The 23,696-nt window shown below is 59.9% G+C and carries 25 protein-coding genes; 14 read left to right on the forward strand and 11 right to left on the reverse strand.

Annotation, left to right across the window (positions count from 1 at the left end; genetic code table 11):
* Nucleotides 1-82: 82 nt before the first annotated feature.
* Nucleotides 83-508 carry a TA system VapC family ribonuclease toxin gene (locus HDF09_RS21315; protein ID WP_183765099.1) on the reverse strand — a complete coding sequence of 142 codons (426 nt, stop codon included), beginning with the start codon at nucleotides 506-508 and terminating at the stop codon, nucleotides 83-85.
* A 1-nt stretch (nucleotide 509) separates the two neighbouring features.
* Complete coding sequence (locus tag HDF09_RS09375; protein WP_183765102.1) at nucleotides 510-746, reverse strand: hypothetical protein; 237 nt, start codon at nucleotides 744-746, stop codon at nucleotides 510-512.
* Here HDF09_RS09375 and HDF09_RS09380 point away from each other — a divergent pair.
* The 3 genes from HDF09_RS09380 (at nucleotide 736) to HDF09_RS09390 (ending at nucleotide 4,658) form a co-directional block, all read left to right on the forward strand.
* A complete protein-coding gene (locus HDF09_RS09380) occupies nucleotides 736-3,096 on the forward strand; it encodes an alpha/beta fold hydrolase (RefSeq protein ID WP_183765105.1) in 2,361 nt (786 codons plus the stop codon). The genes HDF09_RS09375 and HDF09_RS09380 overlap by 11 nt on opposite strands.
* Nucleotides 3,097-3,328: 232 nt before the next feature.
* Nucleotides 3,329-3,988 carry a DUF4230 domain-containing protein gene (locus tag HDF09_RS09385; protein ID WP_183765108.1) on the forward strand — a complete coding sequence of 220 codons (660 nt, stop codon included), beginning with the start codon at nucleotides 3,329-3,331 and terminating at the stop codon, nucleotides 3,986-3,988.
* 385 nt (nucleotides 3,989-4,373) lie between these two features.
* A complete protein-coding gene (locus HDF09_RS09390; protein ID WP_183765111.1) occupies nucleotides 4,374-4,658 on the forward strand; it encodes a hypothetical protein in 285 nt (94 codons plus the stop codon).
* Between the two features lie 35 nt (nucleotides 4,659-4,693).
* On the opposite strand, the gene HDF09_RS09395 is transcribed toward HDF09_RS09390, so the two are convergent.
* On the reverse strand, nucleotides 4,694-5,131 hold the full coding sequence (locus HDF09_RS09395; protein WP_183765114.1) for a universal stress protein: 438 nt from the start codon (nucleotides 5,129-5,131) through the stop codon (nucleotides 4,694-4,696).
* Between the two features lie 121 nt (nucleotides 5,132-5,252).
* Here HDF09_RS09395 and fabD point away from each other — a divergent pair, with 121 nt between their 5' ends.
* From fabD to HDF09_RS09415, 4 genes are all read left to right on the forward strand, one after another.
* Nucleotides 5,253-6,242 carry an ACP S-malonyltransferase gene (fabD, locus tag HDF09_RS09400; RefSeq protein ID WP_183765117.1) on the forward strand — a complete coding sequence of 330 codons (990 nt, stop codon included), beginning with the start codon at nucleotides 5,253-5,255 and terminating at the stop codon, nucleotides 6,240-6,242.
* Nucleotides 6,243-6,284: 42 nt separating this feature from the next.
* Nucleotides 6,285-6,740 carry a hypothetical protein gene (locus HDF09_RS09405; protein ID WP_183765120.1) on the forward strand — a complete coding sequence of 152 codons (456 nt, stop codon included), beginning with the start codon at nucleotides 6,285-6,287 and terminating at the stop codon, nucleotides 6,738-6,740.
* Nucleotides 6,737-7,216, forward strand: a complete 480-nt coding sequence (locus HDF09_RS09410; RefSeq protein ID WP_183765123.1) for a peroxiredoxin — start codon at nucleotides 6,737-6,739, stop codon at nucleotides 7,214-7,216. Before HDF09_RS09405 ends, HDF09_RS09410 begins: the two co-directional genes overlap by 4 nt.
* Before the next feature lie 70 nt (nucleotides 7,217-7,286).
* Nucleotides 7,287-7,571, forward strand: coding sequence for a hypothetical protein (locus HDF09_RS09415; RefSeq protein ID WP_183765126.1), 285 nt, complete (start codon nucleotides 7,287-7,289; stop codon nucleotides 7,569-7,571).
* 96 nt (nucleotides 7,572-7,667) lie between these two features.
* Here the strand turns inward: HDF09_RS09415 and HDF09_RS09420 are convergent, their stop codons facing one another.
* Complete coding sequence (locus HDF09_RS09420) at nucleotides 7,668-8,402, reverse strand: hypothetical protein (protein WP_183765129.1); 735 nt, start codon at nucleotides 8,400-8,402, stop codon at nucleotides 7,668-7,670.
* 518 nt (nucleotides 8,403-8,920) lie between these two features.
* Between HDF09_RS09420 and HDF09_RS09425 the strand changes: the two genes are divergently transcribed.
* From HDF09_RS09425 to HDF09_RS09435, 3 genes are all read left to right on the forward strand, one after another.
* Nucleotides 8,921-9,652, forward strand: a complete 732-nt coding sequence (locus HDF09_RS09425; RefSeq protein WP_183765132.1) for a polysaccharide deacetylase family protein — start codon at nucleotides 8,921-8,923, stop codon at nucleotides 9,650-9,652.
* Nucleotides 9,653-9,868: 216 nt separating this feature from the next.
* Entirely contained in the window at nucleotides 9,869-11,176 is a 1,308-nt protein-coding gene (locus HDF09_RS09430) for an MFS transporter (RefSeq protein WP_183765135.1), read from the forward strand.
* Nucleotides 11,177-11,442: 266 nt separating this feature from the next.
* Nucleotides 11,443-13,344 carry an NHL repeat-containing protein gene (locus tag HDF09_RS09435; protein WP_183765139.1) on the forward strand — a complete coding sequence of 634 codons (1,902 nt, stop codon included), beginning with the start codon at nucleotides 11,443-11,445 and terminating at the stop codon, nucleotides 13,342-13,344.
* A gap of 108 nt (nucleotides 13,345-13,452) precedes the next feature.
* Here HDF09_RS09435 and HDF09_RS09440 read toward each other — a convergent pair whose 3' ends face one another.
* The 5 genes from HDF09_RS09440 to HDF09_RS09460 form a co-directional block, all read right to left on the reverse strand.
* Nucleotides 13,453-13,899, reverse strand: coding sequence for a YciI family protein (locus HDF09_RS09440; RefSeq protein WP_221270083.1), 447 nt, complete (start codon nucleotides 13,897-13,899; stop codon nucleotides 13,453-13,455).
* An 84-nt stretch (nucleotides 13,900-13,983) separates the two neighbouring features.
* Nucleotides 13,984-14,727 carry a hypothetical protein gene (locus HDF09_RS09445; RefSeq protein ID WP_183765145.1) on the reverse strand — a complete coding sequence of 248 codons (744 nt, stop codon included), beginning with the start codon at nucleotides 14,725-14,727 and terminating at the stop codon, nucleotides 13,984-13,986.
* Between the two features lie 96 nt (nucleotides 14,728-14,823).
* Entirely contained in the window at nucleotides 14,824-15,210 is a 387-nt protein-coding gene (locus HDF09_RS09450) for a YciI family protein (RefSeq protein ID WP_183765148.1), read from the reverse strand.
* A gap of 172 nt (nucleotides 15,211-15,382) precedes the next feature.
* Nucleotides 15,383-15,820, reverse strand: coding sequence for a YciI family protein (locus HDF09_RS09455; RefSeq protein ID WP_183765151.1), 438 nt, complete (start codon nucleotides 15,818-15,820; stop codon nucleotides 15,383-15,385).
* A gap of 141 nt (nucleotides 15,821-15,961) precedes the next feature.
* Nucleotides 15,962-17,209, reverse strand: a complete 1,248-nt coding sequence (locus HDF09_RS09460) for an RNA polymerase sigma factor (protein WP_183765153.1) — start codon at nucleotides 17,207-17,209, stop codon at nucleotides 15,962-15,964.
* A gap of 381 nt (nucleotides 17,210-17,590) precedes the next feature.
* Here HDF09_RS09460 and HDF09_RS09465 point away from each other — a divergent pair, with 381 nt between their 5' ends.
* Entirely contained in the window at nucleotides 17,591-17,935 is a 345-nt protein-coding gene (locus tag HDF09_RS09465) for a hypothetical protein (RefSeq protein ID WP_183765157.1), read from the forward strand.
* A 32-nt stretch (nucleotides 17,936-17,967) separates the two neighbouring features.
* Here HDF09_RS09465 and hemL read toward each other — a convergent pair whose 3' ends face one another.
* Entirely contained in the window at nucleotides 17,968-19,257 is a 1,290-nt protein-coding gene (gene hemL / locus HDF09_RS09470; RefSeq protein WP_183766176.1) for a glutamate-1-semialdehyde 2,1-aminomutase, read from the reverse strand.
* Between the two features lie 46 nt (nucleotides 19,258-19,303).
* On the opposite strand from hemL, the gene HDF09_RS09475 reads away from it, so the two are divergent.
* On the forward strand, nucleotides 19,304-19,753 hold the full coding sequence (locus tag HDF09_RS09475; protein ID WP_183765160.1) for a thiol-disulfide oxidoreductase DCC family protein: 450 nt from the start codon (nucleotides 19,304-19,306) through the stop codon (nucleotides 19,751-19,753).
* A 202-nt stretch (nucleotides 19,754-19,955) separates the two neighbouring features.
* Nucleotides 19,956-21,038: a phosphoribosylformylglycinamidine cyclo-ligase gene (gene purM, locus HDF09_RS09480; RefSeq protein WP_183766178.1), complete on the forward strand. Its 1,083-nt coding sequence runs from the start codon at nucleotides 19,956-19,958 to the stop codon at nucleotides 21,036-21,038.
* A 99-nt stretch (nucleotides 21,039-21,137) separates the two neighbouring features.
* Here purM and HDF09_RS09485 read toward each other — a convergent pair whose 3' ends face one another.
* Nucleotides 21,138-21,800, reverse strand: coding sequence for a DUF6629 family protein (locus HDF09_RS09485; RefSeq protein ID WP_183765164.1), 663 nt, complete (start codon nucleotides 21,798-21,800; stop codon nucleotides 21,138-21,140).
* Nucleotides 21,801-21,916: 116 nt separating this feature from the next.
* Here HDF09_RS09485 and HDF09_RS09490 point away from each other — a divergent pair, with 116 nt between their 5' ends.
* A complete protein-coding gene (locus tag HDF09_RS09490) occupies nucleotides 21,917-23,653 on the forward strand; it encodes an amidase (protein ID WP_183765168.1) in 1,737 nt (578 codons plus the stop codon).
* Nucleotides 23,654-23,696: the final 43 nt, after the last annotated feature.

The following is a 23,696-nucleotide window of genomic DNA, read 5'->3' on the forward strand; positions in this document are numbered from 1 at the left end:
ACCCGCTCGGGCAGGCCAACACAGCCTGGAACCAAAAAACCCTGACAAGCAACCGCGTCGAGCTCTCCTCAGAGCTCCGCGGTCAGCTCGCAGTCCTGAGCAAAACAGACCCCTTCGATCGCAAACTCAACCCCCGATCAAACGTCACTAACTGCATAGCTCCCGCTGCTGCAAACGCCGCAAGGTACCCGTCAGCCCACACCTTCGGAGATACTTCATCACGACTCGTGCGGCGCCTGAACTCCTTGTCGATTCCCGGCGGCTCCTCAAGCAATGTGCCGTTCCAAAACTCTGAGAAGCGATCATAGGCGGCCCACGCATCCGCCTGCGTCAGCACATCCGCTCCCATTGCGCTTCGATTGGTCAGTAGCCGCAGAAGACCAAGCTGCGTAAAGCGACAGAGGTAGAAAAAAGAACCAGAAGCAGCTATATCCATCTCGGAGAAAAAAGAAAGGGCAACGTCATGATGAGGGTGAATCCCATGCGCCAGCGCCAGCAGAACATTCACGTCAGGGAAAAGGAATGTATTCGTACACGCCCTCCGGTCCAAGTTTGAGAGTTCCAGGATTCTTCGAGCGAATCACGGGAAATTTGAGCTTCCCTTTACGCTTTGGCGCCGGAGCCTCGGATCGCAAGGTAATGCTGACTCCCTTAAGAATCAGCTCCTTCACCGAAGTCCCTTCACGTGCCGCACGCGCCTTCAACTCTCGATAGATCGGATCGGGAATATCAACCGTGGTTCTCATATCCAAAACCTACCATATTTATGGCAAGCCAGCACAATCAATCAAAGGAACCACAAGCCACCCCCGCACCGCCTCACCTTGTACACTCAACCCAACCATGCTCTCCAATCTGCGCGCCGCCCTCATTCTCTGCCTCGCCACAGCTCCTGCCCTCTGCCAGACGCCACCAAACCAGACCGCACCCCCGACAGACCCCGGCCTCCGCACTATCGCCAACACCAACAAAAACCTCACCGGCACCCCGCCCCACGGCATCGACTGGAGCCCCGACGGCAGACTCCTCACCTTCCTCGTCGACGAGCCCAAGCCCAGCACCCCCGGCAACGCCGGCGACATCGTCCAGATCGAAGCCGCCACCGGCCACGCCAGCGTCCTCGCCACCGCCGAGCAGCTCAGCAAACTCACCGCCGCCGCCGTCAACGAAAAAGATGCCGACCACCGCGCCCGCTACAGCATGTCCGCCTACCTCTGGGCCGCCGACTCCAAACATCTCCTCCTCGACAACGGCGGCCGCCTCTGGCTCTACGACATCGCCGCCGGCACCGGCACCCTGATCGTCGACACCCACGAGGGCTCAGGCGACGACCCCAAGTTCTCCCCCGACGCAAAATCGGTCTCCTACCTCCACAACCACAACCTCTACGTCCACCCCGTAGCCGCCGCAGGCAAAGAAACAGCCCTCACCCACGACACCACCGACACCCTCCTCAACGGTGAAGTCGACTGGGTCTACCTCGAAGAGCTCGACGTCCGCAGCAACTACTTCTGGTCGCCGGACTCCAAATCAGTCGCCTATCTCCAGATGGACGAGGCCAAAGTCCCGCAGTACCCCATTACCGACTGGATCCCCACCCACGCCACCATCGACAGCCAGCGCTACCCCCAGCCCGGCGACCCCAATCCCGCCGTCCGCGTCGGCATCGTCGCCGCCAAAGGTGGCAAGACGAAGTTCATCGAAGTACCCTTCAGCCCCAACAACGACTACATCCCCCGCTTCGGCTGGATCGACGCCAACACCATCTACATCGAAGTCCTCACCCGCGACCAGCAGCACCTCAACCTCTACTTCGCCGACACCCGCTCCGGCAAAACCCGCCTCGTCTACACCGACACTGACTCCAAGTATCTCAACTTCAGCGCCGACCTCAACACCGTCTCTGGTGGCCGCTTCGTAATCAGCAGCTGGCGCGACGGCCACACCCACCTCTACCTCTACAGCTTCGACGAGCACCATCCGCTCGCCGCCGACGCCACCCTCACCCGCCAGCTAACCCAGGGCGACTACGAGGTCGAGTCCGTCAACAGCATCGACGAAAAGTCAGGCACTGTCTTCTACACCTCCAACGAAGGCTCCCCCCTCGAAGACAATCTCTGGTCCATCAAACTCGACGGCACTGCAAAAGATCAGCTCACCGCCGGGCGCGGTACCCACGGCACAAAAACCTCCCCCGACGGCATCCACTTCACCGACTACTACAGCGACGCCATCACTCCACCAGTCATCAGTCTCTGCAACGTGACCCGGAACTGCTCTCCCGTCTGGAAGTCGAAACCCCTTCCCCCGGCAACGACCGTCACCAGCGCCATCGTGTCCGTCACCGCCGCCGACGGAAAGACCAAACTCTACGGCCGTCTCACTCTTCCGTCCTCAACAAGTCCCACATCTGTCTCCGTTCCCCTCATCCTTAACCCCTACAACGGACCCACTCCCGAAAGCAGCATCCGTAACTCCTGGAGCACCACCCAGATCTTCAACGAGCTCCTCGCCCAGCACGGCTTCGCCGTCCTCGACGTCGACACCCGCGGCAGCGGCGGACGCGGACGCGACTTCCAGCAGGCCGCCTATCGCAACTTCGGCCCCGTCCAGTTCGCCGACCAGATGGCCTCCCTCGACCAGATCCTCGCCCAATACCCGCAGCTCGACCCCAAACGCATCGGCTGGTGGGGCTGGAGCTGGGGCGGCACCTTCACTCTCTACGCCATGACCCACACCGACCGCATCCGCGCCGGCGTCGCCGTAGCCCCCGTCACCGACTGGCGCAACTACGACTCCATCTACACCGAACGCTACCTCGGCCTCCCCGCCGAGAACGCCGCCAACTACACCACCGACTCCCCCACCACCGAAGCCGCAAAGATAAAAGGCCATCTCCTCATAGCCCAGGGCACCGGCGACGACAACGTCCACATGGCCAACACCATCCAGTTCCTCCAGCCCCTCATCGACGCCGGCATCCCCTACGACCTCCAGCTCTTCCCGCGCAAAACCCACTCCATCGCCGGCCCCACCGCACGCGACGAGCTCTTCAACCGCATCCTCTGGCACTTCGAAACCTACCTCAAGCCCTGAACTCCACCCCAACCGCTGCGAATCGCAGTTACATAGTTGTTGCGGTTGCAGTTGCAGTTGCCCTTCTGGTTCATCCCCGAAGGGGATCTGTGGTTGCCCTTGCAGTTGTTTACTTTCTAGCCGTCATCCTGACCCTGAGCGAAGTCGAATGGGGAATGACCCCCCGTATTTGTTTGCCCATACCTCCCTCACGCCCAATAGTTATCACCTCACGTAGTAGCATCCAAACAACATGACAACCCAATACGGCTCCTACGGTCCAGATCGCCGATCCTCCGGAACCTTCTTCGTCGTCCTGCTCTCGTTGATCCTCGGCGCCGCCGCCCTGGCCGTCTTCCTCCGCCACGCCACCACCGGCGTCTTCGCCCGCGTCGCCACCGCCATCACCGGCCGCACCACCACCTTCGACACCTCGGTTCCCGCCGTCGTCCAGCGCATTCAACGACTCAACCGCCTCGAAACCGTCGTCTACTCCATCGACACCGTAGTCGAAGGCTCGAAGTCCAGCGCCGTCCTCCCCGACCTCCTCGCCGGCGACCGCCTCCTGCTCGTCGTCCACGGCCAGTCCATCGCCGGCATCGATCTCTCACAACTAAAACCCGAAGACGTCCGCATCGACAACAACGGCCAATCCATCCACGTCACCCTCCCCGCCTCGCAACTCTTCATCACCACCCTCGACAACCAGCACACCCGCGTCTACGCACGCTCCACCGGCCTCCTCGTCCCCGCCGACCAGAACCTCGAGTCCGACACCCGCGCCAAGGCCGAGCAGCAGCTCCAGCAGTCCGCCCTCGCCGACGGCATCCTCGACACCGCCCGCAAGAACGCCCGCGCCACCATCACCACCCTGCTCTACAGCCTCGGCTTCCACCAGGTCGACGTCATCTAAACCAAGCCACTCAAGATCAAAGCGCGCTCCGCGTCTATCAAGTCGACGTCATCTAAACCAAGCCACTCAAGATCAAAGCGCGCTCCGCGTCTATCAAGTCGACGTCACCTAAACCAAGCCACTCAAGATCAAAGCGCGCTCCGCGTCTATCAAGTCGACGTCACCTAATCCGAAAACCACTTACCTCCAACGCCATTGCCGTTACCGTTCTGGTTGTCATCCCCGAAGGCGATCTGCGGTTGCCGTTGCTTTTGCCTTTCCCGCCTGCCCACAACCGCAGCAACCTTATTGGCCCCACCGCGTCCAACTGGTCAATGCCACCGAAGCAGCACCTCTCAACCGTCACTTCTCCCAGCCACCCACGAACCTGCGCTATCATTCAAGCATGATCTTCCGCTCCAAATCGAGGCCTGAAGACCCTCAAACCGAGGACGTCCCGGTCACCGCGCCGCTCCCCTTTCCACGCCTCGCGCAACATCACGAGGACGACGCAGAATCGACCCTCATCAAGACCGTAGGCTGGATCTCCGCTGGTCTCGGCGCCGTAGCCCTCGGCCTCTTCGTAGGCCGCGAACTCCGCCAGCGCTACAAGTTCAACCGCCGCACCCCCTACGACTTCTACGCCCACTCCGGCGACGAAAAAGACGTAGACTTCGGCCTCGGCATCTAGCAATTCTCAGCAGCACGCCAGCAGCCCACGACCCCTCAGTGAACCCCAAGCAGGGGGCACTTAGAATGGACCGCCAGCTGGTGCGCCGTCCCGCCCAACAACCGCCCCACCGTGCCATGCCCATGGCGAAGCCCAATCGCCAGCAGGTCAGGCTTGATCTCCTCGATCAACCGTAACAACTCGCCGACAATCTCTCCCTCGGCAATCTCCAGAGAAAGACTGACGCCGGCCCGGTCGGCCTCCGCCTTCGCCTTGCCCTGCAAGTCCGAATAAAAACTCCGCTTCTCCTCCTTCAACAATATGGGCACATTGGGAGCCACCGCCGCAACATAACTCATATACGCCGGAAAGCCCTCCAGCACCGTTATCAGATGAAGCGTGGCCGAACTAAACTTGGCCAGCTCCAACGCAGAATGAAACGCCCTCCCTGCCTCGGGCGATTCATCGAATGCCACAGCAATCTTTTTGAACATAATCTCTTCCCTTCATTCCTTATCAGATACATGCAGGGGAAGTTGGGAGCGAAATATTTGTTCGCGAAGCCCGAATCCGTCGTTGAGCCAGGAACCTGCACCCTGGTTTACGATACTCACGATGACAAAACTAGCTTTTCTCTTCCCCGGTCAGGGGTCACAGACCGTCGGCATGGGCCGCGATCTCTACGACCACTTCCCCACCGCCCGCGCCCTCTTCGACGAGGCCGACCACGCCCTCGGCTTCCCCCTCTCCAAACTCATCTTCGAAGGCCCCGAAGACCAGCTCAAGCTCACCGAGCACACCCAGCCCGCCATCCTCACCGTCTCCGTAGCCGCCGCCCGCATCCTTGCAGAACGCGGCATCACCCCCGCCTTCGCCGCCGGCCACTCCCTCGGCGAGTACTCCGCCCACGTCGCCGCCGGCACCTTCTCCTTCGCCGAAGCCGTCCGCACCGTCCGCTCCCGTGGCAAGTTCATGCAGCAGGCCGTCCCCCCCGGCGTCGGAGCCATGGCCGCCATCCTCGGCCTCTCCGCCGCCCTCATCAACGACATCTGCGCCCAGGTCTCCGACGACCTCACGCCCCTCCCCAACGACCCCGCCGCAAAAGACTTCTCCCCCAACAGCGCCGTCGTCTCCCCCGCCAACCTCAACTCCCCCGACCAGACCGTCATCTCCGGAGCCACCGCCGCCGTCGAGCGCGCCGCCGACCTCTGCAAACAAGCCGGAGCCAAGCGCGCCATCATGCTCCAGGTCAGCGCGCCCTTCCACTGCGCCCTCATGCAGCCCGCCCAGGAGGCCCTCGCCACCACCCTCGAGGCCGTCACCTTCCACGACCCCGCCTTCCCCGTCGCCGCCAACGTCGACGCCCGTCTCATCCACCGCCGCGCCGAAGTCCCCGACTGCCTCATCCGCCAGGTCACCGGCTCCGTCCGCTGGGTCGAGTGCATGCAGCTCCTCATCGCCGAAGGCGCAACCCACTTCATCGAAGTAGGCCCCGGCAAAGTCCTCTCCGGCCTCGTCCACAAGATCGACAAAAACCAGCACGCCTCCCACGTCTCCGACTCCGCCTCCCTCGAAAAAACCCTTACGGCTTTAGCGACGGCCTGATACCTCTCCATTGCCTACAATCTCGTTTCCAAGAAAAAACCCATGATCAAGCCTGACAATCTTCCGCCGGACATGACAATAGGCGCAACACAAAACGGTAACGAGTACGGGTGGCAACTTGATTGTTTCCCTGGTGCTCTCGCTAAGGCAGAGGCTTTCGGATTCGCTTGCCTTGGAGGGCAGTTTCAACTTCGCCTTTCTACTGGCACTTGTGAAATGTACTGGCTCAGCGTTGATTCGAAAGAGCGCAAACCCAACGAACCATGGCCAGCCTTTTGTCGTCGCTCCTGCTCGGAGATTTTGAGCGGCTTTACTAAGCTCATTGCAGAGACGGACTTTAGGAAAATGGCATCCGAATGGCCATCTGTCCAGGACGCGATGGCTCAGGGCCTCGATCCTCATAAAGTGCTTGTTTTCGTAGCGTATTTTGTGAACGAAATGGAATACGCGAAGCTCAATCAAAAATTTGAACCGCTTCGACAGGAGAAGATCTCATGAACCCCGGCGACAAAGTAGAAAACTTCACCCTCCAAAACCAGGACGGCAAAGAAGTCTCCCTCACCGACTTCAAAACCAAGCCCGTAGTCCTCTTCTTCTACCCCCGCGCCGACACTCCCGGCTGCACCATCGAGTCCTGCGGCTTCCGCGACGCCTTCGAAAAGTTCCAGAAGCAAGGCATCGTCGTCCTCGGCATCTCCCGCGACACCGTCAAAGACCAGAAGAAGTTCAAAGACAAGTACGACCTCCCCTACGACCTCCTCGCCGACTCCGACATGGAGCTCATCAACCGCTACGACCTCGTCAAGCCCAAGAACATGTATGGCAAGCTCGTCAAAGGCGTCAAGCGCACCACCTACCTCATCGGCCCCGACACAGGAAAAGGCCAGCGCCTCCTCCACGTCTTCGAAGAGGTCAAGCCCGAAGGCCACGCCGAAGAGGTCCTCGCCCTCCTCAAAGCCCACGCCAAAAAATAACCTCGCCACCTCCGCCGCCACAAACCACCCGCTGCATCGAAGACCCCAGAAGACCCCAGAGACCCGACCGATGAACTCCTATCTCGTCAGATTCAAGACCCACCCCGACCCCCAAAACCCCGGCGGAATCATCCTGCACTACCTGCGCGCCACCGACATCACCCACGAAGAGATCCCCCTCAAGGTCACCTTCGCCGACAAAGTAAAACTTCAGGGAGCCTTCCTCAAAGCCGGCCTCTACCTCCACGCCTTCGGACATCCGGACACCGGCAGAGACATAATGCCCGACCCCAACCAGGACTACGAGGTCACCGACCAAATGATGCGCGACATAGGCTTCGACGTACCCGCCTGATCCCGCGCAGCCGCTCCAGCGCAAGCCGCAAAAAAAGAAGAGCCCAACGCCAGCCAGCGCGGGGCTCTTCCTTTGACCGCCATGACCTCCCGGCAACTACGGCTTCGGGTTCCAGAACTCCGGCTCAGCTTGCACAAACGCCTCCGGCGGGTAACTCATCTTCGGTGCAATCCTGAAGAGCTGTGTCGCCCTCGACTCCACGCACGAAGCCTCCAGCGCGGCCATCTTCTTCAATCCCTCCGGCCCCATCGCCTCGGCGAACTTTGGATCGCTCGCCAGGTTGGCATCGATCTGCTCCGAGGACTTCAGCGGAATAATCACCAGGTACGTATTGCCTCCGCCATAGAGCTCCTCGTACATCCCCCAGTAACCCTCCGGAACTCCCTTCTTATACCCGGCGATCACCATCTTCACCAGCTCTTCCCACTCCGCGTTGTGTCCCGGGCGGATCACAAATTGGATGAACTCCTCATAGCGAGTCCCCACCCTATATCCCGGATTGAGACTAAGCTCCTCGCGCTTCCTCCACACGCTGGAATCGGTCTCCGCAAGTACCTCCCCATCAGCCTCATTCGCGCGATCAAGCTCAGCCGAGAGCGTAGCATTGCTGTTCACCTTCTTGCGCTCCGCCTCGATGTCCGCAAAGCTCGCATAGCCGCTCAGAAACAGGACCCGCGGTCTCCCCGAAAGAGAGCTCATCGCGACATAGTGGTCCGTAGCCTTCGCATCAGCCATAGCCTTTGAAAAGGCTCCCTCGGTCTTCTCATGGGCCTCACCCTCCTTGCCCGGCTTGGTGAACTCTCTCTGAATCGTCAATATCTTCGGAGTCATAAGCACCTTGTCTTGCGCTAAGACAGGCACCGTGGCGCTGCCTACAAAAGCAACGAACAACACAGACAATGCAGTACATTGAGAACAAATTGATAGCTTCATACGATCTTTTCTCCTGGATGGAAGCGTGAGAGAAGCAGAGGCGGTGCGCAGACTACGAACTCCTCTGGTGTCTTCGCGAGAGGTATATCGGGCTGCAATGCGGACAGGCACGCCTGGATCGAAATCCTCAGCCGGCCTGCCCGGGAACGAGTCTTTCCCCGGAGCCTGGAAGCAAGTGTCAAAATTAGTGCGGCTAATAGTAGGAACTTCAAGGCAAGAAAGCAATCAAATTTCCGCTCCCCACCCCCTCTCAGACGGCCCGCACACCGCACCCGTAGCAGCGAGCCACCGAACCTCAGCCCAGCCAACCTGTTAGCGCACGCCGTCCCAGCGTCGACACGGGCGACCGTGATCCTCCGTCAATCCCCGCCAATCCCGCAGACTCCACCCCATTCCCTATAATGGAAGAACGGGGCATGACACAAACTCAAATAGCCACCACCGCCCTTCTCACCGCGGCCACCACCGCCGCAGGAGTCCTCACCTACGCCGCTCTCTCGGCTCAGTCTCAACTCTTCGGCAAGCTTCTCATCGCCAGCGATAATCCCAACCAGATCGCCCTCACCTACGATGACGGCCCCAACGACATCGTCACCGAACGCCTCCTCGAAGTCCTCGCCCGCCATCAAACCCGCGCAACCTTCTTCCTCATCGGCCGTTATGTCGAGCAGCGCCCCGCCATCGCCCGCGCCATCGCCACCGCAGGACATCTCATCGGCAACCACACCATGACCCATCCCTGGCTGGCCTGGCAGTCGCCCGCCCGCATCCGCGAAGAGCTCACGCGCTGCAGCGCCGCCATCGAAGACTCACTCGGCATCCCTGTCCGCTACTTCCGCGCCCCCCACGGCGCCCGCCGCCCCGCAGTCCTCCGCATCGCCCACGAGCTCGGCCTCACCCCGGTCCAGTGGAACATCCTCCCGGGCGATTGGCTGTCCCTCCCCGCCCGCGAGATCGCAGACCGAACGCTCCGTGGAATTCTCCGCAACCAACGCCAAAACCGTTCATCCAATATCGTGCTGCACGACGGCGGACAGGCAGGTCTCGGCCAGCCGCGTCTGCCCAGCGTCGAAGCCACATCCCTGATTCTTCAGCACTACAGAAACCAAAAAGAAATCAGCTTCGTCACAGTAGATTCCTGGACATAGAGCAACGCCGCAATTGATGCAGAGTCGCTAGCCTTTTTGTTTTGTCATTCCCGAAGGGAATCTGCGTTTGCAGTCAACACCATCAGGCAAATTGCCAGATTCCCCAATAGATTTCCAGACAGATTCCCACGCAGATTCCAGACCGACTCCAGTCAAATTCTGGCCTCCGATCCCCACCCGATCCCGTACCATGGCAACACCCGAGAGGAACTCCGAATGAGCACAACCGCCAATCCGGCCGCGGCCCAGCAGAATCCCGTCCTCGATCCCGAACTCCCAGCACCGTTATCGATGGGCGATGTCCTGCGCGTCCCCATGATGCGCCGCCTCTGGTACGCCCAGATCATCTCAGTCTTCGGCGACTTCCTCGCCCTCTTCGCCGTCATCAACGTCCTCACCTTCAAGCTCCATGCCACCGCCCAGCAGGTCACCGGCGTGCAGATCGCCTACATGCTCCCCATCGCGGTCCTAGGCATCCTCGCCGGAGTCTTCGTCGACCGCTGGCCCCTCAAGCGCACCATGGTCTCAAGCGACTCCATCCGCGCGGCCCTCTGCCTCCTTCTCATCTTCGCCACGCAGATCTGGCACTTCTACGCGATCCTCGCCGCCATCAGCGTCATCTCCAGCTTCTTCGGCCCCGCGCAGGGTGTCGCCATCCGCTCCGCAGTCCCACTGCACGGCCTGCGCTCCGCAAACGCACTCATGCAGCAGGTCATGTTCGGGATGCGAATTGTAGGCCCCGCCATCGCCGGCCTCATGGTCTCCTACCTCGGCTCCGTCAGCTGCTACGCCTTCGACTCGGCCAGCTTCGTAGGCTCCGCGCTACTGATCGCCTCCGTCTCCTTCCTGACCGCGCCAACCGCAAAAGCTGCCGCAGCAGCACCCGATGCCCAAAGCACCTCCGCCATCGGCAAAGTGTGGCTCGACATGAAGCAGGGCATCAACTTCATCGTGCACCACGCCGGCCTCTTGTTTGTCATTCTGGCGATGGCCGCAGGCATGTTCGTCATCGGCTGCTTCGGTCCGCTGATCGCCATCTACGTCCGCGACTCGCTCCACGCATCAACAAAATCCTTTGCCATCGCCTCAGCGATGATCGGCCTCGGCATGCTGGTCGGCATCAACGGCCTCAACACCTTCGGCAAAAATCTGAAGGACACACTCCTCGTCTACTCCGGTCTCTGCGGCATCGCAGCGGGTCTTGTGATTCTCACCCTGCTTCCCCACCTCTGGTCGACGATCCTCGGCAACCTGATCATCGGCTTCTCCGTAGCAGGAATCGTAGTCCCCTCTCAGACGCTCTTTCAGAAGGCGACCCCGCCGGAACTCATGGGCCGAGTCGGCTCCACCTTCATGTCGATCGTCTTCACCGCCCAGATCTCCGGCCTTGTCCTCTCCGGCATCCTCACCCAGCACATGGGCGTACGGAAGGTCTTCGCCCTCTGCGCCGCCATGCTCGTCGTCCTGATGGCAGCAGGCAAAATCTGGATGGAGCCAAAACCCGCAGTCACACAGCCTGCCTGAACTCCCCACTCAGGCAGGCTGCCACACCTGTATGACCCGGCCCACTGGACAGTTCGGTCGAGGATAGCTTCCAAGGAGCCTACAATTCACACCCAATCGACTTAGGAAAGATCTTTTGCAGATTGAGTGTGCGTCATCATCACCCGTAACCTGTTCCGCGGTCGGAATGGCACCACAAGATTCAATTTACTTCGACTTTCAGCTATCGTCAGCTATCCTTGGGAATCAGCATTTCGACAGTTGACCACGTACCCCGCGGAGCCTCAATGCGTGTTGTGCCTGCTGTAGTCCTCTGTGTTCCATTGACGAGTTTGCTCTTCCTTCTCACTGGCTGCTCGTCAAGCCCCAGCGCCGCGACACCTCCACCCACACCCACCCCAGGCAATAGCCTCACGGTCAGCGGCAGCGTTCACCATGGCCAAATGCCCATCTCCGGCGCCCATGTTTATCTCTTCGCAGCCAACACCACCGGCTACGGCCAGTCCTCTGTCTCACTGCTCGACGCTTCCTTAACCGGTGCCTCCGATTCCATTGGCGCATACGTCACGACTGCTGCTGACGGCAGCTTTTCAATGGACAGTGGCTATTCTTGCGTCGCCAACTCGCAGGTCTATCTTTACGCTCTGGGCGGCAATACGGGACCGGGTGTGAATTCTGCCTCTGGACTCATGGCTGAACTCGGCAACTGCCACAACTCCGGCAACTTCAACAGCTCTGCGCCAGTCATCTGGGTTAACGAGGTCTCCACTGTCGCCGCAGCCTACGCCATGGCTGGCTTCGCGGCGGACGCCACTCACGTCTCCAGTTCCGGCACCTTGCTTGCCCGCACGGGCATTGCAAACGCCTTTGCCAACGCGGCTAATCTCGCCGCCATCTCCAGCGGTGCAGCACTCGCTACCACACCTGCTGGCAACGGCACGGTCCCGCAGAGCACCATCAACACACTCGCCGATATTCTCGGGGCCTGCATCGGCTCCATCGGTCCGTCATCGAAGGCTTGCAGCACGCTCTTGATAAATGCCCCTTCCAGCGGGTCCAATGGCACTCTGCCGACCGACACCGCAACCGCAGCGATCAATATTGCCCATAACCCAGCCAGCAACGTCGCCACGCTTTACGCGCTGGCTGCGGCAACACCGCTCTTCAGCCCCACCCTGACGACCCAGCCTAATGACTTCACGGTCGGCCTCAACTTCACGGGGAGTGGCCTCTCGGAGTCTCAACGGATTGTTATTGACGGCTCCGGCAACGCCTGGGTCATCAACACGTCGAGCGTCACCGAGTTCTCCAGTTCAGGCTCTGCACTCTCAGGGGCCAATGGATTTACGGCAGGTGGCATCAACAACCCCCAAGGCATCGCCATCGACAATAACGGCAATGCCTGGATCGCTAATACTTTCGGCGGGAACGTCGTTAAACTCTCCAGCTCGGGTTCGGTCCTCTCTGGTGTCAATGGATACATCGGCATTGGTGGCGTAGGTAATCCCGAATCAATAGCTATAGACAGCTCCGGCAATGCCTGGATCGCAAATTTTTTCACTACTGTCAGCGAACTCTCCAACTCGGGCACGGCGATCTCACCAGTCAACGGATTCACAGGCGGCGGCCTGAATTACCTCAGAACTATCGCTATCAGCGGCCCGGGTAGTGTCTGGATTGTGAGTCAGGCCAGCAATACTGTCACCGAACTATCGAATTCAGGCGCCGTACTTTCAGGACCCAATGGCTACACGGGCGGCGGCATCAGTGAGCCCTGGGAGATGGCGCTCGATAACTCGGGAAATGCCTGGATAGCCAACGGCACCGGGAATAGCATCACCAAGCTGTCCAGTTCCGGTTCTTTCCTTTCGGGGCCAACTGGATTCACTGGTGGGGGTCTCTATTCGCCCACTGGCATCGCGATTGATGGCGCCGGGAACGCATGGATCGCGAACTTTTTCGGGAGTAGCGTTGTCGAGCTCTCGAACTCCGGCTCCATTCTGTCGGGGAGCAAAGGCTATACAGGCGGCGGCGTGAATCCGGACGCGATTGCCATCGACTGTTCCGGCAATGTCTGGACCACCAATGGCGATAGTGTAACGGAGATTATCGGCGCCGCCACGCCCGTCGTGACGCCGCTCGTCGCCAACCTAATGGCGCCATACTCGGCTCCAGCCAGCAAGCCCTGACCTTTTGTTGCCCCGATGCAGTTTTGCTGAGGGCGCTACAAAGTCAGCTTTCGGCAACGACGAAGTAATGCTGGCCGACCTACCGAATTCGCACTCGGCGGATCACTCTCAACGTGCCGTCTTCTTTCGTCGCCGCTGCTCGCTCTCCCTCATCATCTCGTTCAAATCCGCAACCGGCCGTATCTCAATCGGTCCAAGCCCATACTTAAATCCTGGAAGCTGCGAGACAAGCTGAATGGCGTGATTGAGGTCTCGCGCTTCAAGAATTTGAAGGCCGCCGAGCTGTTCCTTGGTCTCCGCATAGGGGCCGTCGGTCGTCACGACTTTGCCGTTTTTCCAGTACAGGGTCAACGCGGTCGCCGGAGACTGAAGAGGTACTTCGGCAACAAGATGTCCGTTACCGCGCAGATGGTCGTTGTGCTCAAAACATTCGTCGAACACTGCGTTTCGCTCGTTCTCGGTCATCCCTTCGAATTTTCCTGGCTCGATATATCCCAGACAGATGTACTTCACAATTCTTCCCTGTTTCCTGTGACTCAGAGAGCCGTAGCTCATCGTTCTGTTATCAGAGAGTCGTTCGGGAGACCCAAAAGACCGAAGATCGACCCGTCAGCAAAGATCCGGCGAGGCGTGCAGGTGCTAATGATGATGCGCGGCGCCGGAGCCTTCGCGATACTCCGTTCCGTCTGACCACCGCTGCACGACTACCACGAACTGCGTCAGGTGCTCCAAGGGGTCGTTCAAACCAACGACCGGGGAACCCGGCAGATTCGCTCCCCAACTCGCGAGGTCGGCATCCGTATAGAAAAACATGAGGTGGGAAGGCCAGTGGGGGACGCTGTCGCCGCCGTATCCTTCCTTGCCCATCATGTAGCACATGGCCCCAGGCTCCATCGGCGGCAGTTCTTTCCTGGCGATGGCAGCCGAGATGGCCTCATTCATCTGTGCCGGCGTGCGTCCCGCCAGTCCCCACTCGGTCTCTTTGGTGAAGCGCAGAAGGTAGGAACGCGCGGCTGCCGCATTCACACACATCGGAACCCGCACCTTCGGATTCCAAAACTCAGCATCCACAGTGGATGTCCACGAGCGTCCCACGATACACACGAAACCGTTCGTGCCCTTGACCGCTGTTTCGAAACCATGCTGTCCAAGAACCAGCACCCCTGCATCGCGTGAGATGGACGCGGGCGCTGCGCTTCGTGCCAGGGCTATCTCCGCATCCCGATCCGTCATGAGGTACTGGTCGACCGGAGCCATCTTGGAATAAGGTGTCGCAGGAGACGGTGTTGTGACGGCCTGTGCCGTCGCCTGATACGCCGTACCGAGTACAACAAGCAGCGCGAAGCTTTTGATTGCAATTGCGCGAACCTTCTTTTTCCGCATTTGTTTTCCCTCTTGAGAATGGGCTATCCGTGACCGCCGGCTTATTGCGAGCAACGTTCTCGAGGTCGGAGGAGCCGGTTTCGCCGGTGGGGGTACTTACGGCTTTACCCGCGATGGGTGAGGCGTGCCGCCCGGCAGGCTGCTGTATGGGATCTCGCGCACCTCGCCCCTCGACCGGCTATCGAAGGCAGCCTTGCGCGCCCACGCCAGTGCCTCATCCATGTCAGCGGCTTCCAGTATCCAAAAACCGCCAATGTGCTCCTTGGTTTCCAGATACGGGCCGTCGGTGACGAGCGCTTCGCCATTTGATTGCCCCCGCAGCGACTTCGCCTGGCTGGCTGGGCTGAGGCCGCAAGCCATGAGCCTGGCACCAGCAGCTTCCAACTCGTCGTTGAGATCATTGATAGCACGTACCGTCGCTTCGGTCATGGTGGACGGGTCGAAGTTGTCGGGAAGGTAATTCGCAAGCAAATATTGCGGCATGATTTCTCCTTTTATCGTGTAACGCTCTTCGTGCGAGCTGGGTGAGGCCGGCGATGACGCGCGCAGCCTCGATGCGCCAGACGGCTTCGATGGTGCAATGAAAGACCTGATGTGGATCGGTAGAAGACACTGCTACCGATCACACCCGCTTCAATCCTGGATACAAGAGCGGCTATTTGCTGACGGCCTGATTCGGCAGCTCAGCCCGTTTCGCTACTTTGTACTCGATCTCCTCTTTGGACAGGATGGGGGCGAAGTCTTCCATCTCAAAGACCTGGCGAATTTCGATTTCGGAGTCGCTGCCGTGGGGGTTGGGGCAGCGCTTGACCCACTCAATGGCCTCTTCGAGGGACTTGACCTGCCAGATCCAAAAGCCCGCTATGAGCTCCTTGGCCTCGGTGAAGGGGCCGTCGATGACGGTACGCGACGTGCCGGAGAACTTGACGCGTGCGCCTTTGGAGCTGGGATGGAGGCCATCCATGGCGAGCACGATGCCAGCCTTGATGAGCTCTTCGTTGAACTTGCCCATCTCGGCCAAGAGCTGCGGATCGGGGAGGGCGCCTTTTTTGTCTGCCTCTGGGGTTGATTTGACGATGACCATGAATCGCATTGCGGAATCTCCTTTGGGTTGAGCGATTTTCTTTAAAACGATCTTCGGGTGGGCCGATTGCCCTGCCTTCACGATATAGTCGAACGGCCAGACTGGAATTCGACAAAGCGTCCAGGAAATTTTGCTTCTTCTGCGCTTTTTTTATTTCAACTCCCGAATCCGCTTTTGCAGGAACTGCCGCTCCGGTTCCTGTTGGGTCAGCGCCAGAGCTTTCTCATAAGAGGACCGGGCCTCAGCCGTCCTGCCCAGCCTGCGGTACATATCCGCGCGGGCTGAATGCGCCAGGTAGTAATTTGCCAATTCGCCATCTTCCAACACCGCGTCGATATGCGCCAGACCGGCCTCCGGACCATCGCGCATTGCAACTGCCACGGCACGATTCAGCTCTACAACTGGCGAAGGCTGAATTCGTATCAATCGGCCGTAAAGCGCAACAATCTGCCGCCAATCGGTCAGAGCGACCGATTCCGCCTCCGCATGAACGGCCGCAATCGCAGCCTGCAGCGTGTAGGAGCCGAAGCCCCGGGACTTCAGGGCCTTCTCCAGCAATGCCACTCCCTCCGCGATCTGCTCCCGGTTCCAGAGCGAGCGGTCCTGATTCTCCAGCAAAATCAGCTCTCCAGTGGGCGACGTTCTCGCAGCGCGACGGGATTCCTGCAGCAACATCAGGGAAAGCAGCCCAAGGACCTCCGGCTCCGGCAGCAGTCCGCTCACCAGCCGGCCCAGTCGAATCGCCTCGGCGGTTAGTTCGGCCCGCGTTACCTCCGCTCCCGCCGCAGCCGAATAACCCTCGTTGAAGACGAGATAGACGACCTGAAGCACCGCGCCCAGTCGCTCCGGCAACTCCTGCGGCGACGGCACCTCGTACCGAATAGGTGTGTCTCGAATCTTTGCCTTTGCGCGCACAATGCGCTGCGCGAGCGTCGCCGGCGTAATGAGAAATGCTCGGGCAATCTCCTCTGTCGTCAGGCCGCAGACTTCACGCAGCGTGAGCGCTAACTGTCCTTCCGGCGGCAGAGCGGGATGGCAGCAGGTAAAGATGAGACGAAGGCGGTCGTCCTCGATCTCCTCCTCCTCGTAAGGCGCTTCGTTGACGCGCGCCTCGAGGTAGAGCACGAGGTCTTTCTGTGCGCTGTCGAAGCGCGCCCGCCGGCGCATTCCGTCGATAGCTTTGAAGCGCGCGGTCGAAATGAGCCAGGGGCGCGGATTATCCGGTACACCGGTCTGAGGCCACGTGTCCAAAGCAGCGGCAAAGGCCTCGTGCATGGCCTCTTCGGCGACATCAAGATCTCCGAGCAGGCGCACCAGCGTAGCAAGAATCCTGCCCGATTCAGACCGGTAAAGCCTCTCTATGGTTCTGCTGAGCTCTTCGGAAACATTCTGCCGCATGCACGTCAAACTAACAAACGAACGTACTCCACACAACTGCGCCCGCCTCGCTATTCATCCACAACTCAATAAGAGATCACTGCGTCGATTGAGGACGGCCTATGGTGCACCAGCATAGATCCCCAAAAACGCCCTTCCCGCACGCTATAGAGATTGGTAAACGCAAGACGGCTTGTCGTTCCTAATAAGTTCATCAATTCGGTCCGCCGAAATGAGGCCACCCTCCGCCAATCGGCGGACATTGGTGGCCTCGGTTAGCCCGACGGTCTCTTACTTCACGCTGTTGTAGTCTTTGTCGCTAACGGGCTCCAACCAAATTGTCTTTCCCTTTTGAGTCGGCGTAACCGCTATATAGGCAAAAGTACTTTTCGGGGCTGCACTGTGCCAATGCTCTACGCCCGGAAGGCACTTGATGACATCGCCCTTGAGCAATGGGGAATGATCGGGCGAATTCGCACTCGGCGGCCGGCCCGAATCTGTCATCGACAAGCTTCCGAAGCCACATCGCCAGGCCAGCCAAAAAATAAATCTCAAAAAGTTGGCGTATTTTTCAAGGCAGTAAAACGTGGTGCTAAAACTCCACCTTCACCACGCATTCCACCACGTTTTCACCATCAAAAAACCACGTCCAAACACACAGTTTTCCCGAAACTCCCTTCAAAAACCTCAGCAAACCAGCAAATTCTCACCCGCCCACCACACCCAAAAAAATCTGCAGAAAAATAATCCAACCCCCCGAAATTTATCCCCGTCGAGTCTCAGGAAAGCGACCTCCGGGCAGCTTCAAGAACCATCCCGATCTCCGCTTCGCCGTGGGCGGTCGAGACGAACGCGGCCTCGAACTGGCTGGGCGGAAGCCACACCCCGGCATCGAGCATGGCACGGTGGAACCGGCCGAAGGCTTCCGTGTCCGACTTGGCAGCCGAGGCAAAATCAGTAACGGGTTTATCCGAAAAAAACCAGGTAAACATTGACCCAACGCGATTGGTCGTCAAGGAAATCCCCGCCTCTCGCGCCACGCCCGCAACTCCCTCAGCGATGCGAGCAGTAGTGCTTTCAAGGCCGTTGTAGACCTCCTCTTCATACTTGATCAAATGACTCAACGTCGCAATTCCCGCGGTCATGGCCAGCGGATTCCCACTCAACGTACCCGCCTGATACACAGGCCCCAACGGAGCCAGAAACTCCATCACATCGGCTCGTCCGCCGAAGGCTCCGCAGGGCAGGCCACCGCCGATGATCTTGCCCAGAGTCGTGAGGTCCGGCTTCACGCCATACACCTGCTGGGCGCCGCCAAGCGAGAGACGGAAGCCGGTCATCACCTCATCGAGAATCAGGAGCGCGCCATACTCTGCGGTGATTGCCCGCAGACCCCGCAGGTACTCCGCAGCAGGGGCGATAGTCCCGGCGTTGCCTACCACCGGCTCCACGATGACGCACGCAATCTCGTCGGGCCGCGCCGCGAAGACCTCTCGCACAGCATCGAGATCGTTGTAGGGGAGAGCAATGGTGTGCATCGCAGTCTCGGCGGGAACGCCGGCCGAGCCTGGGATTCCCAGCGTCGCGACACCGCTGCCTGCCTTGACGAGCATGGCGTCGGAGTGACCGTGGTAGCAGCCTTCGAACTTGATGACAAAATTACGCCCTGTGAAACCGCGCGCAAGTCGGATAGCAGACATACAAGCCTCGGTGCCGGAGCTGACAAAGCGCAGCTTTTCGACCGCGGGAAAGCATCGTGTCACCAGCTCAGCCAGATCTGCTTCTGCCGCAGTGGAGGCTCCGAAGCTCGCACCGCGCGAGGCCGCCTTCTGAATCGCGTCAACCACCGGCGGAAAGGCATGTCCAAGGATCATCGGCCCCCAGGAGCCGAAGAAGTCGAGATACTTATTTCCATCTGCATCAAACAGATAGGCGCCGTCGGCATGAGTGACGAAGGGCGGATCACCCCCAACGGCGCGAAACGCCCGCACCGGCGAGTCGACGCCCCCGGGCAGAAATTTTTCAGCACGAAGCTGCAATTGACGGGAGCGGGTGAGGGTGCGGGACATAGCAACAGTATAAGAGGGCATATCATGTTAATAGGACCGAGGAGACATGACCGAGCCAGAACATGCAGAGATTGAGGGCCGGGCTTTACTGCTCTACGACGGCGTCTGCGCGTTGTGCAACGGCGTGGTTCAGTTCCTGCTCGAACACGACCATCGCGAGAGGCTGCGCTATGCTCCGCTCCAGAGCGCTCTTGGCCGCGAGGTGCTTGGCCGCTTCGGCATTCACAGCTTTCCCGACGGCGTAGTGTTGCTGACCGATGCCCTGAGGCCGCAGGAACGGCTCTACCAGCGTTCGGACGCGGTCGCCGCGGCGCTGATGCTGCTTTCCTCACCCTGGAGGCTTCTGGGGCGGCTGGTGAGCCTGGTGCCACGGCCTGTGCGGGAGTTCGGATACGGGGTTATCGCTCGCCTCCGCTACCGCATCTTCGGGCGCTACGATACCTGCCCTCTACCACCATTGGAGCAGCGACGAAAACTTTTGGGCGTGTACGAATAACGTTTGTTTACGATGCTTTGACCGCCACCCTGCTAGACTAAACTTCTTCTTTTCAAGCACTACGATATGGAGCACGACCTTGCCGGATGAGACCTCCCCGCCGCCCGATTCAATCGCCACGCACCGCACCACGTCCGAGCAGGACACGCCCAGGGATGCCGCTTCGCTGCAGTCCGCAATTGCGCAGAGAAAGGCCGCAGGGATGAAGCAGTCTGCCTCATCCGCCCCGGAGGAAAAGGCCAAGAGTCCCTCGAAGAAGAGCATCAGCTACGCGGATGCCGGGGTGGATATCACCTCGGGCGATCGCAGCAAGCAGCGCATCAAGATGCTGGCGCGCAAGACCTTCAACAAGCAGGTGCTGAGCGAGATCGGCGGCTTCGGCGGCCTATTCGCGCTGGACCTCGAAAAGTTTCCCAACCCCGTGCTGGTCTCGAGCGCAGACGGCGTTGGCACGAAGCTGAAAGTTGCGTTTGAGCTGGGCATTCACCATACCGTGGGACAGGACCTGGTGAACCACTGCGTCAACGACATTGCGGTGCAGGGCGCGACGCCGCTGTTCTTCCTCGACTACCTGGCCACAGGGAGGCTCGAAGACATGGTGATCGAGCGTGTGGTGCAGGGTATCAGCGAGGCCTGCAAGGCGAACGGCTGTGCGTTGATCGGCGGCGAGACGGCGCAGATGCCAGGCTTCTACGCGGATGGCGAGTACGACCTCGCCGGCACGATCATCGGCGCGGTGAGCCGCGACAAGATCATTACCGGGGAGCAGATTCAAGTCGGGGATGTTCTGGTAGGGCTGCCCTCGAATGGACTGCATACCAACGGGTACTCCCTGGCGCGCAAGCTGCTGTTTGAAGTGGCGAAGTATGGTCCGGAGCAATACATCAACGAGCTGAAGGACAAGACCGGAGCCGCGTTGATGCGGACGCACCGCAGCTATCTGTCGGTCATCAAGAAGCTGACCGGAGCCGAGGTGGTGAGCGGGATGGCGCACATTACGGGAGGCGGGATCACAGAGAATCTGCCGCGCATTTTGCCGAAGGGGATGGGAGCGCTGATCGACCGCGCCTCGTGGACGGTGCCGCCGCTGTTTGAACATCTGCAGCAGCTGGGCAATGTGGATGAGGACGAGATGCTGCGCACCTTCAACATGGGTATTGGTCTGATCGCGGTAATTCCGGCAGAGAAGATCAAAAAGGCAAAGGCGATTCTGAATCGCGCAAACGAACGGCACTGCTTGATTGGCCGTGTGGTGCGCGGAGAACGCAAGGTCAGCTACAACTAGGTAGTTCGCAGTATCGCTTTACGAGCCCGCTGGCCACTGGATTTTTCAGGTGGTCAGCGGGCTTTCACGTTGGTGGCTCTGTTCCGCGAATGAAATTCGCTATGCGACGAGGGCATAGGTAGACGGGCGGTGCGCACGGCTGCGGCGGAAGAAGTAGTAGATGATGACGCTCACCACTGCAGCGTAGGCGCACCAGATCGAGGTGAAGGCGTATCGCTTGACCAGTATGACGACGAGCAGCCCAATGAGGTTGAGCCAGGCCAGGGTAATGAGGTCGCGGAAGCCGGAGAAGAAGAGCGAGCCGCAAGTGGCGATAACGTAGAGGATCGCGATGAGAGTGGTAGTGGTGATGGCGTTGATGTAGACGATGCTGTTGTCCTCTACCGAGATCTGCAGCGGATAGGCAATCAATCCCCAGAGCATGTAGAGCATGAGCGCGCCGCCGAGGATGGCGAAGGGGAGCATCTGGCGGCGCAGCTTCCGCGTAGGCTCGAGGAGCAGGACGCTGAGGGGAAGGAGAAACGGCAACAGACCCTGTGCGTAGAGGACGTATGCTGCGCCGGCGTTACGGGTCACTGCAGGCGAAAGGATTCCGCCGAGGCCCAGCCAGACGAAGCCTTCGATGAACTGATGGAAGGCGAAGAGGCAAGGCATGGCGGCGAAGAGAAGCTCGCGGCGATGTTTTACTTCAGTCAACGTGGCGACGCCGATGCCGCCCAGAACGGCGCTGCCGACAAAGTTCGCGGTTGCAGAGAAGCACATAGGAGCCTCGTAGTTCAGGCCATCATAACTTGCGTGTCTGGCAACGGACGTGTGTTCTTATAGAAGGCACCAAATCACTCAAGATCAGGATTTCTCAAGATCACTCAGGGGACGGTATGAAGATTCGAGCTGGCGTTTGCTTTGCTTTTGTCGTGGTCGCTTTGTTGTCAGGTGCTCGTTTGAACGCGCAGGGTGCGGCTTCCGCGAATGCGCGGGCTTCGCAGGCGGCGATGGATCGCGACCTGATGGAGGTTACGATCCCTCGCCTGGAGGAGTTGTACCGCGCACATAAGTACACCGTGACCGAGGTGGTCGAGTGGTATCTGGCGCGCATTGCGAGGTACAACGGAATCTATCGTGCCGTGCAGACGGTGGATGCACAGAATGCGCTGGTCACGGCGGCTCGTGAGGATGCAGAGGCGAAGGCTGGTGGGAACGGATTTCGGCGCGGGCCGATGTGGGGCGTTCCGATTATGACTAAGGCGAATACGAGCATCAAGGGACTGGTGACAACCGATGGCTGGAAGGGCTACATGATTCCAGGGCACGAGCTGGTGGCCCCGAAGGATGCGACGATCGTGGCAAAGCTGCGGGCGGCAGGAGCGGTGATTCTGGGGCAGACGAACATGCCGGACTTTGCGGCCAGCGATACGAATCGCAGCACGGCGTTTGGGCGGACGGGGAATGCTTACGACGTGCGATTCAGCCCGGGCGGCTCGTCGGGCGGGACGGTGACGGCAGTGACGAGCAACTTTGCGCTGTTGGGCAACGGGACCGATACGGGGAATTCGATTCGCATGCCGTCGGCGACGAGCTCGGTGGTAGGAGTGTTTCCGACTCGAGGGCTGGTGAGTATCACAGGGATCGCGCCCCTGGATTGGCTGCTCGACAACACGGGACCGATCGCTCGCACAGTGACCGATGCGACGATCGCGCTCGATGTGATGGCCGGAGAGGACGCTGCAGATGCGCCGACGGCGGATTTCACCGCGAAGGCTCAGAAGGGGCCGTACACGCAGTATCTGAAGACGGATGCGCTGAAAGGCAAGCGGTTTGGCGTGCCGGCTTTCATTCTTGCAGGGGCGGGGATTCCGTTTCAGGGGATTCCTGCATCGGCGACAGCGAGCGAGGTGGCAGAGGATACCGAAGACGCGCGGGAGCCGCTGCGGCCGGAGACGCGGGCGGCGTTTATGAAGGCGATTGAAGGTTTGCGGGCGGCGGGAGCTACGGTGGTATTCGATGACTCGATTCTGCCGGACAGCTTTGCCGTGACGGTGGGGCGAGTCGCGACGTTTCCTTATGTGAAGGAGGGAACCGAGAAGTTTCTGGCGGAGTATGGGCCGGCGCAGTATCACTCGGCTGAGGAGTATGCGAAGGTGATCGGGTCGCCGCTGCCGCCGACGATTATCGGTGGTGCCGATCCCGCGACGAGACGAGGGCGACCGACGATCGTGCAGGAGTCGATCGAGAGCGACCCGCAGGCTGAAGCTAATTTTTATGGACCGCGCAGGAAGGCGCTCGAAGCTTATAACGAGACGCTCGACCGGCTGCATCTCGATGGGTTTGTCTACCCGGCGGCGCAGATGCCTCCGCCGGATGAGACGATGCCGCAGAATGGGAAGCTCAGCGAGGGGCCGCACAGCGACACGGGATGGGTGAACATGATCGGCGTGCCGGCGGTGGTGGTGCCGGGTGGTTTCTATCCCGAGGGACTGCCGTTCGGGCTGGAGATCTCGGCGCGGCGGTGGAGGGATGGAGATCTGCTGGGCTGGACCTATGCGTATGAGCAGGCGACGAAGCATCGCAGGCCACCGGTGCTGGTGGAGAAGGGTTTGCTGCCGGATGCGCGATAACGATGTGGCTCGGCGGAGACATGGAGTGAAGGCGTCGCCTACA

The sequence above is a fragment of the Edaphobacter lichenicola genome (assembly GCF_014201315.1).
GTDB lineage: Bacteria > Acidobacteriota > Terriglobia > Terriglobales > Acidobacteriaceae > Edaphobacter > Edaphobacter lichenicola_B.

What these genes read in the sequence shown, in the direction of transcription:
- HDF09_RS09450 (WP_183765148.1), bottom strand. Translation starts at nt 15,210, where the DNA reads ATGCCGCAATATTTGCTTGCGAATTACCTTCCCGACAACTTCGACCCG.
- HDF09_RS09420 (WP_183765129.1), bottom strand. Translation starts at nt 8,402, where the DNA reads ATGACTCCGAAGATATTGACGATTCAGAGAGAGTTCACCAAGCCGGGC.
- HDF09_RS09445 (WP_183765145.1), bottom strand. Translation starts at nt 14,727, where the DNA reads ATGCGGAAAAAGAAGGTTCGCGCAATTGCAATCAAAAGCTTCGCGCTG.
- HDF09_RS09395 (WP_183765114.1), bottom strand. Translation starts at nt 5,131, where the DNA reads ATGTTCAAAAAGATTGCTGTGGCATTCGATGAATCGCCCGAGGCAGGG.
- purM (WP_183766178.1), top strand. Translation starts at nt 19,956, where the DNA reads ATGAAGCAGTCTGCCTCATCCGCCCCGGAGGAAAAGGCCAAGAGTCCC.
- HDF09_RS09410 (WP_183765123.1), top strand. Translation starts at nt 6,737, where the DNA reads ATGAACCCCGGCGACAAAGTAGAAAACTTCACCCTCCAAAACCAGGAC.
- HDF09_RS09455 (WP_183765151.1), bottom strand. Translation starts at nt 15,820, where the DNA reads ATGCGATTCATGGTCATCGTCAAATCAACCCCAGAGGCAGACAAAAAA.
- HDF09_RS09490 (WP_183765168.1), top strand. Translation starts at nt 21,917, where the DNA reads ATGAAGATTCGAGCTGGCGTTTGCTTTGCTTTTGTCGTGGTCGCTTTG.
- HDF09_RS09390 (WP_183765111.1), top strand. Translation starts at nt 4,374, where the DNA reads ATGATCTTCCGCTCCAAATCGAGGCCTGAAGACCCTCAAACCGAGGAC.
- HDF09_RS09430 (WP_183765135.1), top strand. Translation starts at nt 9,869, where the DNA reads ATGAGCACAACCGCCAATCCGGCCGCGGCCCAGCAGAATCCCGTCCTC.
- hemL (WP_183766176.1), bottom strand. Translation starts at nt 19,257, where the DNA reads ATGTCCCGCACCCTCACCCGCTCCCGTCAATTGCAGCTTCGTGCTGAA.
- fabD (WP_183765117.1), top strand. Translation starts at nt 5,253, where the DNA reads ATGACAAAACTAGCTTTTCTCTTCCCCGGTCAGGGGTCACAGACCGTC.
- HDF09_RS09405 (WP_183765120.1), top strand. Translation starts at nt 6,285, where the DNA reads ATGATCAAGCCTGACAATCTTCCGCCGGACATGACAATAGGCGCAACA.
- HDF09_RS09475 (WP_183765160.1), top strand. Translation starts at nt 19,304, where the DNA reads ATGACCGAGCCAGAACATGCAGAGATTGAGGGCCGGGCTTTACTGCTC.
- HDF09_RS09485 (WP_183765164.1), bottom strand. Translation starts at nt 21,800, where the DNA reads ATGTGCTTCTCTGCAACCGCGAACTTTGTCGGCAGCGCCGTTCTGGGC.
- HDF09_RS09460 (WP_183765153.1), bottom strand. Translation starts at nt 17,209, where the DNA reads ATGCGGCAGAATGTTTCCGAAGAGCTCAGCAGAACCATAGAGAGGCTT.
- HDF09_RS09440 (WP_221270083.1), bottom strand. Translation starts at nt 13,899, where the DNA reads ATGAGCTACGGCTCTCTGAGTCACAGGAAACAGGGAAGAATTGTGAAG.
- HDF09_RS09375 (WP_183765102.1), bottom strand. Translation starts at nt 746, where the DNA reads ATGAGAACCACGGTTGATATTCCCGATCCGATCTATCGAGAGTTGAAG.
- HDF09_RS09415 (WP_183765126.1), top strand. Translation starts at nt 7,287, where the DNA reads ATGAACTCCTATCTCGTCAGATTCAAGACCCACCCCGACCCCCAAAAC.
- HDF09_RS09425 (WP_183765132.1), top strand. Translation starts at nt 8,921, where the DNA reads ATGACACAAACTCAAATAGCCACCACCGCCCTTCTCACCGCGGCCACC.
- HDF09_RS09385 (WP_183765108.1), top strand. Translation starts at nt 3,329, where the DNA reads ATGACAACCCAATACGGCTCCTACGGTCCAGATCGCCGATCCTCCGGA.
- HDF09_RS09435 (WP_183765139.1), top strand. Translation starts at nt 11,443, where the DNA reads ATGCGTGTTGTGCCTGCTGTAGTCCTCTGTGTTCCATTGACGAGTTTG.